16 protein-coding genes are annotated in these 17,256 nt (G+C 42.2%); 5 read left to right on the forward strand and 11 right to left on the reverse strand.

Going from position 1 to position 17,256, the window contains the following annotated elements:
• Positions 1–138: 138 nt before the first annotated feature.
• The 8 genes from FV185_RS08425 to FV185_RS08460 form a co-directional block, all read right to left on the reverse strand.
• Positions 139–420, reverse strand: a complete 282-nt coding sequence (locus FV185_RS08425) for a transposase (protein ID WP_067496421.1) — start codon at positions 418–420, stop codon at positions 139–141.
• Between the two features lie 38 nt (positions 421–458).
• A complete protein-coding gene (locus FV185_RS08430) occupies positions 459–779 on the reverse strand; it encodes an ABC transporter ATP-binding protein (RefSeq protein WP_067496423.1) in 321 nt (106 codons plus the stop codon).
• 7 nt (positions 780–786) lie between these two features.
• Complete coding sequence (truB, locus tag FV185_RS08435; RefSeq protein WP_067496427.1) at positions 787–1,728, reverse strand: tRNA pseudouridine(55) synthase TruB; 942 nt, start codon at positions 1,726–1,728, stop codon at positions 787–789.
• The gene (gene rbfA / locus FV185_RS08440; RefSeq protein WP_067496428.1) at positions 1,703–2,071 is read right to left on the reverse strand and encodes a 30S ribosome-binding factor RbfA; all 369 of its coding nucleotides are present in this window, start codon (positions 2,069–2,071) and stop codon (positions 1,703–1,705) included. Before rbfA ends, truB begins: the two co-directional genes overlap by 26 nt.
• A 5-nt stretch (positions 2,072–2,076) precedes the next feature.
• On the reverse strand, positions 2,077–4,881 hold the full coding sequence (infB, locus tag FV185_RS08445) for a translation initiation factor IF-2 (RefSeq protein ID WP_067496433.1): 2,805 nt from the start codon (positions 4,879–4,881) through the stop codon (positions 2,077–2,079).
• A gap of 17 nt (positions 4,882–4,898) precedes the next feature.
• Positions 4,899–6,374: a transcription termination factor NusA gene (nusA, locus tag FV185_RS08450; RefSeq protein ID WP_067496436.1), complete on the reverse strand. Its 1,476-nt coding sequence runs from the start codon at positions 6,372–6,374 to the stop codon at positions 4,899–4,901.
• A gap of 10 nt (positions 6,375–6,384) precedes the next feature.
• Complete coding sequence (rimP, locus tag FV185_RS08455) at positions 6,385–6,825, reverse strand: ribosome maturation factor RimP (RefSeq protein WP_197457848.1); 441 nt, start codon at positions 6,823–6,825, stop codon at positions 6,385–6,387.
• Positions 6,826–6,911: 86 nt separating this feature from the next.
• A complete protein-coding gene (locus tag FV185_RS08460) occupies positions 6,912–8,372 on the reverse strand; it encodes a M17 family metallopeptidase (protein WP_067496439.1) in 1,461 nt (486 codons plus the stop codon).
• Positions 8,373–8,395: 23 nt separating this feature from the next.
• Between FV185_RS08460 and FV185_RS08465 the strand changes: the two genes are divergently transcribed.
• A complete protein-coding gene (locus FV185_RS08465; RefSeq protein WP_067496442.1) occupies positions 8,396–9,190 on the forward strand; it encodes a thymidylate synthase in 795 nt (264 codons plus the stop codon).
• 5 nt (positions 9,191–9,195) lie between these two features.
• Here FV185_RS08465 and clpA read toward each other — a convergent pair whose 3' ends face one another.
• On the reverse strand, positions 9,196–11,454 hold the full coding sequence (gene clpA / locus FV185_RS08470) for an ATP-dependent Clp protease ATP-binding subunit ClpA (RefSeq protein ID WP_067496445.1): 2,259 nt from the start codon (positions 11,452–11,454) through the stop codon (positions 9,196–9,198).
• Entirely contained in the window at positions 11,451–11,765 is a 315-nt protein-coding gene (gene clpS / locus FV185_RS08475; RefSeq protein ID WP_067496447.1) for an ATP-dependent Clp protease adapter ClpS, read from the reverse strand. The genes clpA and clpS overlap by 4 nt, the downstream gene beginning before the upstream one ends.
• 287 nt (positions 11,766–12,052) lie before the next feature.
• On the opposite strand from clpS, the gene cspE reads away from it, so the two are divergent.
• Entirely contained in the window at positions 12,053–12,256 is a 204-nt protein-coding gene (gene cspE, locus FV185_RS08480) for a transcription antiterminator/RNA stability regulator CspE (RefSeq protein WP_056929853.1), read from the forward strand.
• Between the two features lie 83 nt (positions 12,257–12,339).
• Here the strand turns inward: cspE and icd are convergent, their stop codons facing one another.
• The gene (icd, locus tag FV185_RS08485; RefSeq protein ID WP_067496450.1) at positions 12,340–13,578 is read right to left on the reverse strand and encodes an NADP-dependent isocitrate dehydrogenase; all 1,239 of its coding nucleotides are present in this window, start codon (positions 13,576–13,578) and stop codon (positions 12,340–12,342) included.
• Between the two features lie 129 nt (positions 13,579–13,707).
• Between icd and rraA the strand changes: the two genes are divergently transcribed.
• The 3 genes from rraA (at position 13,708) to aceB (ending at position 17,239) form a co-directional block, all read left to right on the forward strand.
• The gene (rraA, locus tag FV185_RS08490) at positions 13,708–14,187 is read left to right on the forward strand and encodes a ribonuclease E activity regulator RraA (RefSeq protein ID WP_067496453.1); all 480 of its coding nucleotides are present in this window, start codon (positions 13,708–13,710) and stop codon (positions 14,185–14,187) included.
• 30 nt (positions 14,188–14,217) lie between these two features.
• Positions 14,218–15,495: an isocitrate lyase gene (gene aceA / locus FV185_RS08495; RefSeq protein ID WP_067496456.1), complete on the forward strand. Its 1,278-nt coding sequence runs from the start codon at positions 14,218–14,220 to the stop codon at positions 15,493–15,495.
• Positions 15,496–15,637: 142 nt separating this feature from the next.
• On the forward strand, positions 15,638–17,239 hold the full coding sequence (gene aceB / locus FV185_RS08500) for a malate synthase A (RefSeq protein WP_067496459.1): 1,602 nt from the start codon (positions 15,638–15,640) through the stop codon (positions 17,237–17,239).
• The last annotated feature ends 17 nt before the right edge of the window (positions 17,240–17,256 follow it).

The raw sequence follows: 17,256 nt of genomic DNA on the forward strand, positions 1-17,256 counted from the left end.
ACAACGACTCATTAGCTACAGACCTTGGCGACAAAGGCTTCTTGAGCCAAGCATAGAAACCGCTTCTATGCACCTTCAGAATGCGACACATGCTCAGCAACCTAAACTCACCTCGGTGTGCTTGAATAAAAGCGTACTTCACCCTTGCTGCTTTGCAAAGTACGCCGTTGCCTTTTTTAAAATATCGCGCTCCTCAGTCGTTCGCTTTAATTCAGCTCTGAGCCTGGCGTTTTCCTCACGAATAGATTTCATGTCGTCAAGCACCGGCTCTTGAGGTAGTCTACTCAACCTGACCCAGTGATATAAAAGTCCTTCGCCAAAACCTAAGCGTTTGGCCACATCAACAACAGAATGACCTTTTTCAACAACTGGCTTTACCGCTTCAGCCTTAAACTCAGCCGAGTAGTGAGTTCGTTTCATGATTTTCCCCTTTCTTAGTTGATAATAATACATGTCTACTAGATTGGGGGAATGCCACCATCTCTTAATTCATTAAACAAAGTGGTTGAAAAACGTAACACACCATACGCAATAATCCATGAAATAGGTAATAACAAGAGTTGATGTTTGGGATCTAGGGCATCGATAATTGATTTTAGTGCAAGGGGAATAGCGACATTAGATACTTTCGCTAGTATCAAACATATTAAAGCAACCAACACACGACCTTTAAAAGCCATTAAGTAAGGAACTAAAGATTTAATCGCTTTAAAATCACTGGCGTTAAATAAGTTTGGAGAGGGGCTAGAAGAGCCGTGTCCATGTGCATGATGTCTCAAGATAAACTCACTTTTGTGTATGTGTTGCCATTAATCGAATTGGACGCAATTTGTTTTCTGTAAATAATTCGCATAAACCCAAAAAACAATTTAAAGGATCATAAACTTTATATAGTCCCAATGGTTTATATTCAGATAATGTGATTATGCGTCCACATTTCATATCCTCTGCATGAACACTGTCTAAATGAAGCGATGATACTCCTGATAAAAGACTATCAGATGGGAGTAAACATTCTCGTCGTTTAGTTTCTGACATAGCCATTAAATCAGATAGTTCTACTGCATCGTGTAACTGATAGGGCCCGGTACTTACTCTTTGCAAAGCAGTCAAATATGCTCCACAACCTAACTTTTCACCGATATCAGAGGCCATTACTCTAATATAAGTTCCTTTACTCACAAGGCACTCTATTGTTAGTAAATCGGTATCTAGAGAGATAAGACGGCAACGTAATATATCAATTACTCTTGGCTGTCGTTCAATAGTTTGCCCTGAACGTGCATAGCTATACAACGGTTTTCCTTGCACTTTAATGGCAGCATGCATGGGAGGTGTTTGATGTTGTACACCAATCATGGCATTGAGGACACCTTCAACCTGAGAGAGATCAATGTTCACGTCAGAGTATTTACTGATAACCCCCTCACCATCTAACGTGTCACTCACATAACCCAGTTTTAATGTTGCAATATATCCTTTTGGTGCATCGAGTATCCACTGAGAAAACTTAGTGGCTTCACCAAAACACAAAGGCAACAAACCCGTTGCATGAGGATCAAGAGTACCGGTATGCCCAGCTTTTTTGGCACGCAACAAATGTCTGGCGCGTTGTAAAGCAGTATTTGAGGTAAGCCCAAAGGGCTTATTAAGAAGTAAAACACCAGATACCTCCTCAAAAGGAGCCTTGAACTGAACAGCGTTAGTCTTTGGGATGTTTACTGTCATCTGCGATAGCTTGGTCAATTAGTGAACTCAAACTAATGGCGCGATCAAGAGTCGTATCAGCAACAAAATGTAATTGTGGTAGTACACGCAATGACAATCGTTTACCTAGTAATGAACGTAGGTAACCCGCTCCTTCTGATAAGGCAGTAACGGAAGCGGCCAATACCTCATTACCTTGAAGAGAGCTGATATAAATTGTTGCATGAGAAAAATCGCGTGATACATCGACATCAGTAATAGTCACCATACCAAGACGTGGATCACGAAAATCCCGTCTTAGTATGTCAGATAAGTCCCGTTGAATCTGATCTGCAATTCGTCGTGAACGAGGAAAATTAGCCATATTAATTAAAGAGAACGAGCCACTTCCACTACTTCAAATACTTCAAGCTTATCGCTCACTTGAATGTCATTATAATTCTTCAAAGATAAACCACATTCAAAGCCTGCCTTAACTTCTTTGACGTCATCTTTAAAGCGTTTCAATGAATCCAATTCCCCTGAATGTATGACAACGTTATCACGAAGGAGACGAACACCTGAACCACGTTTCACTGTACCTTCTAAAACATAACATCCAGCAACCGCACCCACTTTAGAGATTCTAAATACTTCACGAATCTCAACCAGACCAATGATATTTTCTTTACGATCTGGTGAAAGCATGCCAGACAGAGCAAGCTTCACATCATCAACTGCGGCATAAATAATATCGTAGTAACGAACATCCACACCACTTGATGCGATCAATTTTCTTGCTGTGGCATCGGCTCGGGTATTAAAACCAATAATCACTGCTTTTGATGCTAAAGCTAAATTAACATCTGATTCTGTAATACCACCTACCGCTGAGTGAACGATATTAACCCGTACTTCTTCAGTTGAAAGTTTTTGTAATGACTGGGACAGCGCTTCATAAGACCCTTGCACATCAGCCTTGATGATAATGGAAAGAATTTTAGTTCCACTCTCACCCATTTGCTCAAACATATTCTCAAGTTTAGCTGCTTGTTGCTTGGCTAGTTTTACATCGCGGAATTTTCCTTGTCTGAAAAGAGCAATCTCACGAGCTTTACGTTCATCATTGAGAACAATTAACTCTTCTCCGGCAACTGGCACTTCTGTTAAACCTTGTATTTCAACAGGAATAGATGGACCAGCCTTATCAATTGGGTGACCCGTTTCGTCTAACATAGCACGAACACGGCCAAAAGATGATCCTGCCAATACAATATCACCTCGTGTTAATGTTCCTGACTGAACAAGTACTGTTGCTACCGGACCACGACCTTTATCTAACTGTGCTTCAATCACAATTCCTTTAGCCGGGGTGTTACGAGCGGCTTTTAATTCCAACACTTCCGCTTGCAGCAAAACGGAATCTAACAGGTCGTCAATTCCCTGACCCGTTTTAGCTGATACTGGGACAAACTGTGCGTCACCACCATATTCTTCCGGCAAGATCTCATGAGCAACTAATTCTGATTTAATTCTCTCGTAGTTAGCTTCAGGCTTATCAATTTTATTAACCGCTACAACCACAGGAACCTTAGCCGCCTTAATATGATGAATAGCTTCAATAGTTTGGGGCATAACGCCATCGTCCGCAGCCACCACTAGAATAACAATATCAGTTGCCTGAGCACCACGTGCACGCATCGCGGTAAAAGCCTCATGTCCTGGAGTGTCTAAGAAAGTGACAATACCTTTAGCCGTATTAACGTGATAAGCACCTATATGCTGAGTAATTCCACCGGCTTCTCCACTTGCCACTCTGGTACGACGAATGTAATCAAGCAATGAAGTTTTACCATGGTCCACGTGTCCCATAACAGTGACAACTGGGGCCCTTGGCTCAAGTATGGCATCTTCATGCTGCGTACCTGTTTCAGCAAGTAATGCCTCAGGATCATCTAACTTAGCAGGTTTTGCGACGTGACCTAAATCTTCTACCACAATCATAGCGGTTTCTTGATCTAGCACTTGGTTGATGGTGACCATCATACCCATTTTCATAAGAGCTTTAATGACTTCTGCAGCTTTCACAGCCATTTTTTGTGCCAACACCGCAACGGTTATGGTCTCGGGTATGAGCACCTCATGAACCATCGGTTCAGTTGGCGCTGAGAAAGCATGTTGATTATTATCTTGATGTTTTTTGCCGTGTCGTGCCTTAGGGTCACGCCAACCTGTGGTCCCTGACATTACGTCACCGCGTGTTTTAATGGTGCGTTTTTTAACGCCTTCATCCATCCATTGTGGAGATTTTTCAGATACTCCTTTTTTACCCTTCTTGGCATGAGATTTTGCTTCCTCAGTCACAACAGGGCGATGTAGAGTACCTGACTTCTCAGCCTTCGCTTTCTCCGGCTTGGCAGTCTTACTTTTTGCTTTTTCAGCCGCAGCCAACATAGAAGCCTGTGCTTCAGCTTGAGCTTTTTCTTCTGCCTCACGTTTAGCTCGTAAACGTTCTTGTTTTGCTTGCAGGTCTGCCGCTTGTAACGCACGTAATTCAGCCTGTCTTTTCGCTTCAGCTTCACGAATTGCAAGCTGCCCTTCGTCAATAGCCGAAAAAGGTTTTTTAACAATTTTAACTTTTGCTGCAGGAGCTTCCTCTACAGGAGAAGGCTCCTCCTCAACTGGCTGAACTACTGATTCAATAACTTCCTCAGGTTCTTCCACAGAAGGCGCTTCAACTGGCTCTATAACTTCTTCAATAACAGCCTCAATTTCAGGTTGAACAGGAGGAACCACTTCAACTATAGGAGTTTCTACAACAGGCTCAATTATCTGTTCAACGGGTGCTACGGATTCTTCCGCTGTAATAGGCTCTTCAGATTTAAGGTCTTTTGCGTCACGTTTAACTAGAACACGTTTTTTTCTAACTTCAACCTGAATCGTTCTGGCTTTACCAGTGGTTGAGTCAGCTTTTTTAATTTCTGTAGTCTGTTTACGCGTTAAGGTAATTCTAGTTTTAGGTTCACTACGTCCATGCTGCTCTCGTAGGTACTCTAATAATTGAGTCTTGTCTTGCTCAGACAAAGAGTCATCTGCGGATTGTTTATTTACACCCGCAGCATTTAACTGCTCAATCAGCGTTTCAGCTGTAACTTTGAGTTCATTTGCAAAATCCAGAACATTTGTTTTTGCCATTCAAGGTCTCCATGGCCTTACTCGAACAAAGGAGCGCGGGCCGTCATAATTAATTCACGGGCACGCTCTTCATCCAATCCAGTTAATTCAGATAATTCATCGGTAGCAAGATCTGCTAATTCTTGAATCGTGGTTATACCGTTATTTGCAAGAAGATGGGCAGTTTCACTATCCATCCCTTTCATATGTTGCAAATCTTCTGCCGCATGTTCAACTTTTTCTTCTGATGCGATAGCTTCAGTTAATAACGCATTACGTGCGCGAGCACGCAATTCATTAACTGTATCTTCATCAAAAGCCTCTATTTCAAGCATTTCATTGAGCGGGACGTAAGCAACTTCTTCAAGAGAGGTAAACCCTTCTTGAATCAAAATATCAGCCACTTCCTCATCCACATCAAGTCGTGAAACAAATAGATCTCTAAGGTGAGAAGACTCTACATCATCTTTCTCTCTAGCCTGAGCTTCAGTCATGATGTTAAGCTCCCAGCCTGTCAGCTCTGAAGCTAGACGAACGTTTTGTCCACTACGACCAATAGCTAGTGCAAGTTGTTCTTCATCTACAACCACATCCATGCTGTGCTTATCCTCATCAACTCGAATTGAGTTGACCTCTGCAGGAGCCAATGCATTGATCACAAATTGAGCTGGATCTTCAGACCACAAAACAATATCAACTCGTTCACCACCTAACTCACCAGTAACAGCCTGAACACGAGAACCTCGCATACCCACACATGTACCAATAGGGTCCAGACGACGATCGTTTGATTTAACAGCAATTTTTGCACGAATACCGGGATCACGTGCTGCGGATTTGATCTCAAGTAACCCTTCTTCAATCTCGGGAACTTCTAATTCAAACAATTTAACAATAAACTCAGAAGCGATTCGAGAAAGAATCAATTGCGGTCCTCTACCACCACGCTCAACACGCATTAAGTAACCACGCACACGATCACCAACACGTAAGTTTTCTTTTTGAATCATCTGATCACGAGGTAATACTGCCTCAATACGGCCCGACTCCACAATCGCATTACCACGATCCATACGCTTAACTGTACCCGTAACCAAAAACTCTTGCCTTTCAAGAAAGTCATTGAGAATTTGTTCACGCTCGGCATCGCGTATTTTTTGAAAAATAACTTGTTTCGCTGCTTGCGCACCAATTCGACCAAAGTCGATGGATTCCAGAGGCTCTTCAATCACTTCCCCCGCTTGAATATCGGGGTATTGCAACTTAGCTTGGGATAAAGGCATTTCTTGGAACTCTGACAACCAATCTGAGTCATTTACCACACGCCAAACACGGAATGAGGAAAAATCTCCGGTTTGTCGATTGATGCTCACACGTACATCAAAATCTTCTTCACCGAATTTTTTTCGGGTAGCTGATGCCAACGCCATTTCAAGGGCAGTAAATACAATTTCAGGCTCGACGTTTTTTTCACGAGCCAGAGCATCAACTAACAACAAAACATCTTTGCTCATAATTTCCTCACTAAAATTCTGGTACCAAGTGAGCACGCTCTATATCGGCATACTCAAATGACAGCGGTTCTTCAGTTCCCTCAACCAATAAGCTAAACGATGTTTCATTTGCACTTACCAGTTGCCCCACAAAATTTCTTTGTCCGTTACGTGGCACACGAACTTTTAATTTAACTTCATATTCAAGAAAGCGCTCAAAGTCTGCAGGTTTTTTAAGTGGTCTATCTAGACCAGGAGAGGAAACCTCTAACCGATCAAAATCCACCCCCTCAACTGCAAAAGCACGGGTCAGCTGATTACTGACCAAAGCGCAGTCATCAACCGTTATACCCTGGGGCGAATCAATAAATACACGCAACATCCCACGTCCAGAGCGTTCAATATCAACGCATTCAAAAGACATACCAGTTACAATTTTTTCTATCAAACTGTCCACTGCGGAAAGTTGCACTATTTAACCCTCTTACTTTGCTTTGCACGAATAAAAAATGGGCTCAAGGCCCACTTTTTATTGCTCTTTCATATCCAAGATTTTGATTATAGCTCTTTTTTAGCCCAACTGTCTATAAATTGTGCACCCCACAATACCCCAAACCCTGTCACATCAGACAGTACAGCCCCTAACCCCCCTTCATTCCTAGAAGCGGAAAGATCCACATGAATCCAAGGAGTATTATTAATAAATTTAGATAGAAAACGAACCGCTAATATGTGATCCGCTTCTCCCGTCAACGTGCATTGCTTCACGTCAGCTACTTGACTGTCTAAAGCCTCATCGTAATCATCGGGGGCCGGAAAACTGACCACTCTCTCCCCCATGACAGTACCTGCCTCAGTGGCGAGACTAATTAACTCTGGTCGATTTACGAATATTCCACTCATGCGCGCCCCTAATGCTACATGCATGCTGCCCGTTAAAGTTGCAAAATCAATGATTAAATTGGGCTTAGCTCTCTCTGCCATTGTTAGAGTGTCAGCTAAAACCATACGTCCCTCTGCATCGGTATGAACCACTTCGATTGTTGTGCCATTTAAGGCGGTGACGATATCATTTTGCTTGTAGGCTTTAGGGCTTATATGATTTTCTGCAACTGCAAACCATGCATCAATTGCTACAGGCAGTGACAAGTCAATAGCCGCTTGTAGAATACCAAGCACCACCGCAGATCCATTCATGTCTTCATGCATATTATGCATGTAACGAGCAGGCTTTAAATTATGCCCCCCCGTATCAAAACAAATCCCTTTGCCAACCAATGCAATTCGATTAACCGCCCGCTTGGGTTGATAGCTGATTTTTACAATAGCAGCTTGTTGATTGTCGCTTCCTTGAGATACTGCAAGAAAAGCCCCTGCCCCTATCTTTTTTAAACGAGGCTCATTCCATTCTTGAAAACTTAAATTATGTTTTCTGGCAAACTCTTTCAATTGGTCACGGTAAGCAACAGGAGTGAGGTGATTAGGCGCTTTAATAGTCAAATAACGTGTGAGTGTATTAGCTCGGGCTAAGATATAGGCCTTGCTACATGACTCTTTGGTTCCTAGCGGGGCTTTCAAATAAATATGTTGCCAAAGTGGTTTCTTAGTGACTTTATGCTCAATTAGTTTTACGTTGTTAATCAAACAGATATACAACGCGCTCGCTGCTAAACGTCCTGCCCCTTCACCATATAACTCAACAGCAACGTCAGTAACAGCCAAGGAATGGAGCTGCTTAACCACTTTCGCAAGTGAGCTGTGGATATGAAAAGGATCTTGATGGGTGTTGACTGTAACCCAAAAAAAAGTAATCCCATCAGGGTTAGTGGCTAATACCCCTTCTTTAAGAGAAGTACTAAGTTCCCCTTTTCTTTGGCGCACAACCTGTTCTAACAATTCTTTACTGGGAAGCGCAGCTAGTTCGAGCGCATCAGCAATCAGATAAATTATCAAGGGACATCGTTTAACTGCGCCTTGATTCCAATACCATTTTGGCAACGTAAATTGATCATTTTTCATAGAGATAATGTTATCATGTTGCCATGCGACAGTATTTGGATTTTTTACACCATATCTTAAAAAACGGTACGACAAAAACAGATCGTACAGGTGTTGGCACTATCAGTACCTTTGGCTATCAAATGCGTTTTGATTTAGCCTCCGGTTTTCCTTTGGTGACCACAAAAAAACTTCATTTGCGTTCTATCATTCATGAGTTAATTTGGTTTCTCTCCGGTGACACCAATATTAAATATCTCAAAGATAATGGAGTAAGCATTTGGGATGAATGGGCTGACGAAGCAGGTAACTTAGGACCTGTTTATGGCAAACAATGGCGACAATGGCAAACCGCTGATGGCCAATTGATAGATCAAATTACTGATGTCATCAAACAAATCAAAAGCAATCCTGATTCACGACGGCTCATTGTGTCAGCATGGAATGTGGGTGATATTCAAAATATGGCCCTACCACCATGTCACCTTTTATTTCAATTCTATGTTGCTCAGGGTAAATTATCGTGCCAGCTTTATCAGCGCTCAGCTGATGCAGGCTTAGGAGTTCCATTTAATATTGCCTCTTATGCTCTGCTCACTCACATGATCGCACAACAATGCGATTTAGAAGTAGGGGAATTTGTTTGGACTGGCGGTGATTGTCATATTTATACTAATCACATCAACGCAATTGAAGAGCAACTTACTAGAGAACCCTACCCTCTTCCACAATTGGAAATATGCCGACGCCCTAATTCAATATTTGAATATCAATTTGATGATTTTGTTATTCACAATTATCACAGCCATCCCCATATTGCGATGGCTGTGGCTGTGTAATTAACTTAGCTGACTCCCAACTCTTCTGTTTCATCAAAACGCAATTCAACTTCTTTATCTTCATTAACATCAATGGTGACTTTACCACCGGCTGCAAGACGACCAAACAATAACTCATCTGCCAGTGCTCGACGAATGGTATCTTGAATCAATCTTGCCATTGGTCTCGCACCCATTAATGGATCAAAGCCTTTTTCAGATAAGAACTCACGGAGAGCATCTGTAAAGTTAGCTTCAACACGTTTCTCTTGTAATTGGTTTTCTAGTTGTAATAAGAATTTATCCACCACACGTAGAATGACACTCTTATCAAGAGGTGCAAAAGAAATAATGGCATCTAAACGATTTCTAAATTCAGGGGTAAATAACCGTTTAATATCAGCCATTTCATCCCCTTGAGATTTGCTTTCCACAAAACCAATGGTGTTTTTAGTTAATACCTGCGCTCCTGCATTGGTGGTCATGATAATAACTGTATTTCTGAAATCTGCACGTCGTCCGTTGTTATCAGTCAAAGTGCCATGATCCATGACTTGTAATAAGATGTTGTAAATATCAGGATGGGCTTTTTCAATTTCATCAAGCAATAAAACTGAATAGGGGTGCTTAGTAATAGCCTCTGTCAGTTGCCCACCTTGATCAAACCCGACGTATCCTGGTGGCGCACCAATTAAGCGTGAAACAGCATGGGGTTCCATGTACTCAGACATATCAAAACGTATTAACTCCACACCAAGTGTGTACGCCAATTGTCTTGCCACCTCAGTTTTACCAACCCCAGTGGGCCCTGAAAACAAGAATGAGCCGATTGGTTTTTGCGGATTACCCAACCCACTACGTGCCATTTTGATAGCAGCAGATAATGCTTCAATGGCTTTATCTTGCCCAAACACAACCGCCTTTAAATCACGGTCCAGTGTTTTAAGAGCACTCCTATCGTCATTAGATACATTTCTTGGAGGAATGCGGGCAATTTTTGCTACGATATCCTCAATTTCACTTTTACCAATGACCTTACGTTGTTTTGATTTAGGTAATATTCTTTGTGCAGCTCCCGCTTCATCAATCACATCAATGGCTTTATCTGGTAAATGGCGGTCATTAATGAACCGTGCTGATAACTCAGCTGCGGAAGACAGCGCAGTTTCCGAATAACGTACACCATGATGTTTCTCAAAACGTGATTTAAGCCCTTTGAGAATCTGTACAGTTTCTTCAATTGAAGGTTCAACCACATCAATCTTTTGAAAGCGTCTTGAGAGGGCGTGATCTTTCTCAAAAATACCACGATACTCAGTGTAAGTCGTAGCACCTATACATCTTAAAGTACCTTTTGATAAGGCAGGTTTCAATAAATTAGAGGCATCAAGAGTACCGCCTGAGGCCGCACCCGCACCGATCAATGTATGAATTTCATCAATAAATAAAATACTATTCGTATCTTCTTGCAGTTGTTTCAATAGCGCTTTTAGCCGTTGCTCAAAATCTCCCCGGTATTTCGTTCCAGCAAGTAAAGCCCCCATGTCTAAAGAATAAACAGTGGCTTGCGACAATACCTCAGGGATATCCCCTGACACTATTCGGGAAGCCAATCCTTCAGCTATTGCAGTTTTACCAACACCTGCTTCACCGACTAATAAAGGATTGTTTTTACGGCGACGGCATAGAACTTGAATAACTCGTTCAACTTCCTTATCACGTCCAATTAATGGATCAATTTTACCTGCGCTAACTTGAGCGTTTAGATTTAAAGCAAAGCTAGTTAAAGCGCCAGAGGATTGACTATCCGTTTCTTGTTCATTACCGGACTCCTCTTTTTGATTTGTTCCCTGTACTTTTGCAATCCCATGAGCCACGTAATTAACTGTATCCAAACGAGTAATACCCTGTTGTTGCAGATAATAAACAGCATGTGAATCTTTTTCACCAAAAATAGCCACCAGTACGTTGGCACCAGTAACTTCCTTTTTACCTGAAGACTGGACATGCAAAATAGCTCGTTGAATAACCCGTTGAAAACCTAGGGTAGGTTGAGTATCAACCTCATCATCACCAGGCACAATAGGGGTATGCTCTTGTACGAAACCATCCAATTCTTTCCTGAGTGTCTCGATGTCTGCGCCACAAGCGCGTAGTACATCAATCGCCGAAGGATTATCCATTAAAGCCAACAAGAGATGCTCAACAGTAATAAACTCGTGACGCTTTTGTCTGGCGTCCACGAAAGCCATATGTAAACTTACTTCTAACTCTTGAGCAATCATGATCCAATTTCCTCCATGACACACTGCAAAGGGTGTTGATTTTGTTTGGCAAAATCTAGCACTTTCTTTACTTTAGTGGCTGCTAAATCACGCGGATAAGTTCCGCAAATTCCTCTACCCTCTGTATGAACTTTTAACATAATTCGGGTAGCCGTTTCCATATCTAATGAAAAAAATTTTTGTAATACTTGAATAACAAATTCCATCGGGGTGTAATCATCATTTAACAATATGACATTAAAAAGCGAGGGTGGTTTCGCTTTGTTTTTTTGTTTATCTACCAATAATTGATCTTGATTTTTAGTTACCATATTATTTGTAATACTAAGAACGATTTAAGCTGTGTTTGTAGGTTAAATAAGTCTAAACTATTTTTCGAATAATTAATAATTGTGGTTAAGACGCATCATTTCAAGTGGTAAATTGTCTTTTTATGCAAAAAAAACCTTAAACACTTGACTTTTCTGATAAAACGCGTAAAAAGATACGTGGAAGTTTGGTAACAAGAAGTCTGCATCACCGGTATTGCCGTTTGCTGGCCTTGATATTCAAACTGTGTTCAAGGCTCTTGAGAGCATATTTTTGAAGGAAAGCAAACATGGCAACAGGTACAGTTAAGTGGTTCAACGATTCTAAGGGTTATGGTTTTATTACACCCGATGATGGTAGCGAAGATCTTTTCGCACACTTCTCAGCAATTCAAATGGGTGGATTTAAAACCCTCAAAGAAGGTCAAAAAGTGTCTTTTGAAGTCACTCAAGGCCCAAAAGGAAAACAGGCTTCTAACATTCAAGCTGCCTAATATCAGCTGAATCTAAAAATTTAGTTTCCAAGAAAAAGCGGCGTTTAACGCCGCTTTTTTATTGCTAGTGATGCCATAAATAATTACATTTGATTTATCATGGCTTGGCCAAATCCTGAACAGGATAATTGTGTTGCACCATCCATTAATCGAGCAAAATCATAGGTGACAGTCTTGGCTGCTATTGTTTTTTCCATGGCATGAATAATTAAGTCTGCTGCCTCTACCCAGCCCATATGTCTTAGCATCATTTCAGCTGATAGTATCAATGAACCAGGGTTAACATAATCCTTGCCTGCATATTTTGGTGCTGTACCATGGGTCGCTTCAAACATAGCAACGGTATCAGATAAATTTGCTCCTGGAGCAATACCAATCCCCCCAACCTGTGCAGCAAGAGCGTCGGAAATGTAATCTCCATTTAAATTCATGGTAGCAATCACATCATACTCATCAGGGCGTAATAAAATCTGTTGTAAAAAGGCATCTGCAATCACATCTTTGATAATGATACCGTTAGGTAACTTCATCCAAGGACCACCATCAAGAAGCTCTGCCCCGAACTCTTTTTTACACAAGGCATAAGCCCAGTTTTTAAAAGCGCCTTCAGTGTATTTCATGATATTACCTTTATGCACAATGGTAACTGAGCGACGGTTGTTATCAATGGCATACTGAATGGCTTTACGCATCAATCTCTCAGTTCCCTCTTCTGACACGGGTTTGATACCAATTCCTGAGGTTGCCGGAAAACGAATAGCTGTTACTTTCATTTCTTTTTGTAAGAAATCAATAACTTTCTTAGCTTCAGGCGACTCGGCTTCCCATTCGATACCCGCGTAAATGTCTTCAGAGTTTTCTCTAAAAATCACCATATTGGTTTTATGAGGCTCTTTCACTGGACTAGGGACACCGGTAAACCAACGCACGGGGCGCAAACAAACATACAGGTCTAATTGCTGGCGTAGTGCTACGTTGATAGAGCGAATACCGCCTCCTACAGGAGTAGTCAATGGCCCTTTAATTGACACCACATAGTCTCTAACAGCATCAAGTGTCTCCTCTGGCAACCAGACGTTATCGCCATACACACGTACAGACTTTTCTCCTGCATAGACCTCCATCCAAGAAATCTTTCTTTTTCCACCGTAACTCTTCTCAACCGCCGCATCAACGACCGCTTTCATTACCGGAGTGATATCAACCCCTGTTCCATCGCCCTCAAGGAAAGGAATGATTGGCTGATCGGGTACATTTAGGGAACCATTTGAATTTACAGTGATTTTTTCGCCTACAGTAGGGATTTTAATATGCTGATACATGACAGATAATCCTCCAAAATAAAAAAAAGCTTGTGTCCTATGTCTTATATATGATATATCTTTACTTACCACTTCGGGTAGGAAAAAGTGAACATTATTTCCAACCCACTATTGTACAAGGATAGTGACATGATCAATACCGCTGATTTGTGTGATGAATTAGGTGATCGCGCTTTAGTCGCTGACCCTATCTTCTACAATTACGGTGGTTCGACATCATTTCATGGTCAAATTGCGACAGTGAAAGTGTTCGAAGACAATACTCTCGTGCGCGCCACCCTGGAAACCCCGGGGCATGGCCGTGTATTAGTGGTTGACGGGGGCGGATCCCTCCGTTGCGCTTTGGTTGGTGATCAATTAGCTGAATTGGCCATCACGCAAGGCTGGGCAGGAATCATTGTTTATGGCTGTATAAGAGATTCAGAGGCCATTGCCAATATGCCCATCGGATTACAAGCAATAGGGACACACCCACGTAAATCCGTTAAAAAAGGAGAAGGGACTGCTGCAATACCTGTTACGTTCGCCGGTATTACCTTTACCCCTGGTAACTGGGTAGTAGCTGATGAAGATGGAATTGTGGTTTGTGTTAATTCTCCGCTGGAATAACCGTCAATCTTAATACTTTGGAGATATAAAATGAGCGTTGAAGCAGAAATTCAAAAACTAAAAAAAGACTGGGCAGAAAATCCTCGTTGGAATGGCGTAAAACGCCCCTACAGCGCTGAGGATGTTGTCCGCTTAAGAGGAAGTTTGCAAATTGAACACACACTAGCCCGTCGTGGAGCCGAAAAACTCTGGCACAGCTGTACCACAGAACCCTATGTCAATTCTCTTGGCGCCTTAACAGGTAATCAAGCCATGCAACAAGTCAAAGCTGGCTTAAAAGCAATTTATCTATCAGGCTGGCAAGTAGCAGGTGACGCCAATGATTCTCTACAAATGTATCCAGACCAGAGTTTGTATGCAGTCAGCTCAGTGCCAACTGTTGTAAAACGTATCAACAACACCTTACGTCGTGCTGATCAATTGCATTTCGCTGAAGGGAATACCAACATTGATTGGTATGTACCCATCGTTGCTGATGCAGAGGCAGGCTTTGGTGGTGTATTAAATGCACACGAACTGATGAAAGCCATGATTGAAGCAGGAGCCGCCGGCGTTCACTTTGAAGATCAATTGGCGGCAGCGAAAAAATGTGGCCACTTAGGCGGAAAAGTATTAGTTCCAACTCAAGAGGCGGTACAAAAACTTGTAGCTGCTCGTTTGGCTGCTGATATTATGGGTGTTCCCACTGTTTTATTAGCAAGAACAGATGCAGAGGCTGCTAATTTGCTTACCTCAGATGTTGATCCGAGAGATAAACCATTTTGTACTGGTGAGAGAACCTCAGAGGGTTTCTATCGCGTAAGAAACGGCCTAGAAGCCTCTATTGCACGCGGCATTGCCTATGCTGAAGTAGCTGATATGGTTTGGTGTGAGACCGGCAAACCCGATTTAGAGTTCGCCCGTCAGTTCGCAGAAGCCATTCGTAAAGTGTATCCAAACAAAATGCTGGCCTACAACTGCTCACCTTCCTTTAACTGGAAAAAGCATTTAGATGATGCCACTATTGCCAAATTCCAACGTGAATTAGGTGCGATGGGTTATAAATTCCAGTTTATTACACTAGCCGGCTTCCATTCCTTGAACTATGGTATGTATGATCTTGCTCATGGTTACGCACGTGACGGCATGACATCTTATGTTAAGCTTCAAGAAGCAGAATTTGCAGCAGAAAAAATTGGTTACACCGCAACACGTCACCAACGTGAAGTGGGTACAGGTTATTTTGATGAGGTAACACAAGTAATCCAGGGGGGGGAGTCATCTACTACAGCGCTCACCGGTTCTACCGAAGAAGAGCAGTTTCATTAATTAATTAGTCTGAGTAGATGAAGTAGGTGGAAATCCTACCTTGGCGATCCTGAGGTAGGATTTTTTTTGAACCTTTCCTGTCTTATCAGTTTACCTTATACTTATATGTTGCTTGAACTTATCGTTTTTGAATGAGGCTATTATGAACGCACCCGCTTGGCCACAAGGCCTTACTATTACTGCACCGATTCACCCTGATTATGAGTCAATCTTAACCCCTGATGCATTGGCTTTCCTAGCCAATTTAAGTCGTCAATTTGAACCACGTCGCCAAGAATTGTTGGCACAGCGCGAACAACGTCAAAAAGAGTTTGACCAAGGCGTGCGCCCTGATTTTAACCCACAAACAGCCCACATTCGCTCTGGTGACTGGAAGGTAGCACCTTGCCCTGCCGATATCCAAGATCGACGAGTTGAAATCACAGGTCCTACCGACAGAAAAATGGTTATTAATGCCCTTAATTCTGGCGCTAAGGTTTTCATGGCGGACTTTGAAGACTCCACCACCCCAACTTGGGATAATTCCGTACGAGGCCAAATTAACATTCGTGATGCAGTTAACCGTACCATTGATTTTACTAGCCCTGAAGGCAAGCAGTACAAACTAAGTGATAAACCCGCTGTGTTATTTGTTCGTCCACGCGGATGGCATTTAAATGAAAAACATATTCTGATTGATGGTAAGCCGATCTCAGGGGGTATTTTTGATTTTGCCTTGTACTTCTTCCACAACGCTAAAAATCTCTTAGCACGCGGCAGTGGTCCTTACTTTTATCTTCCTAAAATGGAAAGTCACCTTGAAGCCCGTTTATGGAATGATATATTTGTCGCAGCACAACAGGCTATTGGACTCCCAGTGGGAACAATTAAAGCGACTGTGCTCATTGAAACAGTGCTTGCTACCTTTGAAATGGATGAAATTCTTTATGAATTAAGAGATCACAGCGCTGGACTTAACTCCGGACGTTGGGATTATATTTTTAGCTGTATTAAAAAATTCCGTAAAGACCCGAATTTCATTTTAGCTGACCGTAACTTAGTTACGATGACCTCTCCTTTTATGCGTGCTTATGCGCTTCTTTTAGTTAAGACTTGTCACAAACGTGGTGCGTTTGCAATGGGTGGGATGGCAGCACAGATTCCAATCAAGAACAACGAAGCTGCCAATAACGCTGCGCTAACCAAAGTGCGTGAAGATAAAACTCGTGAAGCAACCGACGGCTACGATGGTACATGGGTCGCTCATCCTGGCTTAGTGCCAGTGGCAATGGAAGTATTCAACCAACATATGACCACTCCTAATCAAATCTCACGTCAGCGTGATGATGTGAATAGTAGCGCACAGGATCTGCTTAACTTCGCTCCTCGTGGCCCAATTACCGAGGAAGGTTTGCGGATGAATATTAATATTGGCCTTCAGTACCTTGGTGCTTGGCTTGCTGGCGTAGGGTGTGTTCCGATTCATAATCTAATGGAAGATGCTGCTACAGCAGAAATTTCACGCGCACAAATTTGGCAATGGATTCGCTCTCCTCATGGCGTATTAGCCGACGGACGTAAAGTGACTAACGAGCTGTTCCGTGAATTACTTCCCTCTGAACTCAACAAGATCAAAGAAGAATTGGGTGACGCGCAATACGCTAAAGGGAAATATGATGACGCTGCGAAAATGTTTGATGAGCTAACCACTTCAGACGACTTCGTTGAGTTCCTCACTCTCCCAGGTTATGACTATATTGACTAAAAAATAATACGTTTATT

The organism is Ferrovum sp. PN-J185, assembly GCF_001581925.1.
Classification (GTDB): domain Bacteria; phylum Pseudomonadota; class Gammaproteobacteria; order Burkholderiales; family Ferrovaceae; genus PN-J185.